The organism is Rhizobium sp. P1_E1 (genome assembly GCF_056406015.1).
This window is the reverse complement of sequence record NZ_JBFUAY010000433.1, coordinates 1-2116: the sequence shown is the minus strand read 5'-3', so window position 1 is coordinate 2116 and position 2116 is coordinate 1. Positions and strand designations below refer to the sequence as shown.

Annotated in this window: 2 protein-coding genes; both read left to right on the top strand. The window is 62.6% G+C overall.

Annotation, left to right across the window (positions count from 1 at the left end; genetic code table 11):
• On the top strand, nucleotides 1-765 hold a 765-nt coding region (locus AC1D1Z_RS36730; protein ID WP_477853735.1), incomplete at its 5' end, for an acyl-CoA dehydrogenase family protein.
• 65 nt (nucleotides 766-830) lie between these two features.
• A complete protein-coding gene (locus tag AC1D1Z_RS36725; protein ID WP_047620467.1) occupies nucleotides 831-2063 on the top strand; it encodes a 3-methyl-2-oxobutanoate dehydrogenase (2-methylpropanoyl-transferring) subunit alpha in 1233 nt (410 codons plus the stop codon).
• The last annotated feature ends 53 nt before the right edge of the window (nucleotides 2064-2116 follow it).

Sequence of the window (2116 nt, the reverse complement as noted above, 5' to 3'; positions counted from 1 at the left end):
GCGTTGACCGAGCCGCAGGCCGGTTCCGATGCTTCGAACCTGAAGACCCGGGCGCGGCGTGACGGTGACCACTACGTGATCGACGGCTCCAAGCAATTCATCACCTCGGGCAAGAACGGCGATGTCATTATCGTCTTTGCCGTTACCGATCCCGATGTCGGCAAGAAGGGCATCACCGCCTTCATCGTGCCGACGGATACGCCGGGCTACGAGGTGATCCGCGTCGAGGAAAAACTTGGATTGCATTCCTCCGATACCTGCCAGATCGCCTTCAACAGCATGCGCATTCCGGCAGAACTCAGGCTCGGTGCGGAAGGCGAGGGCTATCGCATCGCGCTCGCCAATCTCGAGGGGGGACGGATCGGCATTGCGGCGCAGGCCGTCGGCATGGCGCGGGCGGCCTTTGAGGCGGCGCGCGACTATGCCAAAGAGCGCACGGCCTTCGGCAAGCCGATCGTCGAGCATCAGGCCGTTGCTTTCCGCCTTGCCGATATGGCGGTGCGGATCGAGGCGGCCCGGCAACTTGTTTTTCATGCCGCCTCGCTCAGGGAGGCYGGGCTGCCCTGCCTGTCGGAAGCCTCGATGGCGAAGCTCTTTGCCTCCGAGATGGCCGAGCGCGTCTGCTCCGATGCGATCCAGATCCATGGCGGTTATGGCTACATGGCTGACTATCCGGTTGAGCGCATCTATCGCGATGTACGCATCTGCCAGATCTATGAAGGAACGAGCGACGTGCAGCGCATGGTGATCGCCCGCAACCTATAAGAACCACATCCGGCCCTGCTTCTGGAGGAGAGGAGCAAGGCCGGCAAAGGGAGGAAAGAAAAAGCATGGTGGATTCCGCTCGGTTGAGCCTGCATGTTCCCGAACCCGCCGTTCGCCCCGGCGGTCAGCCCGATTTTTCCAACGTCAAGATTGCCAAGGCCGGTTCGGTGCCACGGCCGGAGGTGGATGTCGCATCCGAAGATATCCGCGACCTCGCCTATTCCATCATCCGTGTTTTGAATCGCGAAGGCGAGGCGGTCGGTCCCTGGGCAGGGTCGCTCTCCAATGAGGAGTTGCTGACCGGGCTTCGCAACATGATGAAGCTGCGCGCCTTCGACGCCCGCATGCTGATGGCGCAGCGGCAGGGCAAGACCTCCTTCTACATGCAGCATCTCGGTGAAGAGGCCGTCAGCTGCGCCTTTCGCAAGGCGCTCGAGAAGGGAGACATGAATTTCCCGACCTATCGCCAGGCAGGTCTGCTGATTGCCGACGACTATCCGATGGTCGAGATGATGAACCAGATCTACTCGAACGAGAGCGATCCCCTGCGCGGCCGGCAATTGCCGATCATGTATTCCTCCAAGGAACATGGCTTCTTCACCATCTCGGGCAATCTCGCCACCCAATATGTGCAGGCCGTCGGCTGGGCGATGGCCTCGGCGATCAAGAACGACAGCCGCATTGCCGCGGCCTGGATCGGCGACGGATCGACGGCGGAATCGGATTTCCACTCGGCGCTCGTTTTCGCCTCGACCTACAAGGCGCCGGTCATCCTCAACATCGTCAACAATCAGTGGGCGATCTCCACCTTCCAGGGCATCGCCCGCGGCGGCTCCGGCACCTTCGCGGCGCGCGGCCTCGGCTTCGGCATTCCGGCGCTGCGTGTCGACGGAAACGACTATCTCGCCGTCCATGCCGTCGCCCGCTGGGCGGCGGATCGCGCGCGGCGCAATCTCGGCCCGACGCTGATCGAATATGTGACCTATCGCGTCGGCGCCCATTCGACCTCCGACGATCCGAGTGCCTATCGACCCAAGACGGAATCGGAGGTCTGGCCGCTCGGCGATCCCGTGCTGCGACTGAAGAAACATCTGATCGTCAAGGGTGCATGGTCGGAGGAGCGGCATGTACAGGCCGAAGCCGAAATCATGGACGAGGTGATCGAGGCGCAGCGCCAGGCAGAGGCGCATGGCACGCTGCATGCCGGCGGCAGGCCTTCGGTGCGCGACATTTTCGAGGGCGTCTATGCCGAGATGCCGCCGCATATCCGCCGCCAGCGGCAGAAGGCGGGGTACTGACATGGCCAGAATGACGATGATCGAGGCCGTGCGCAGCGCTATGGACGTCTCGA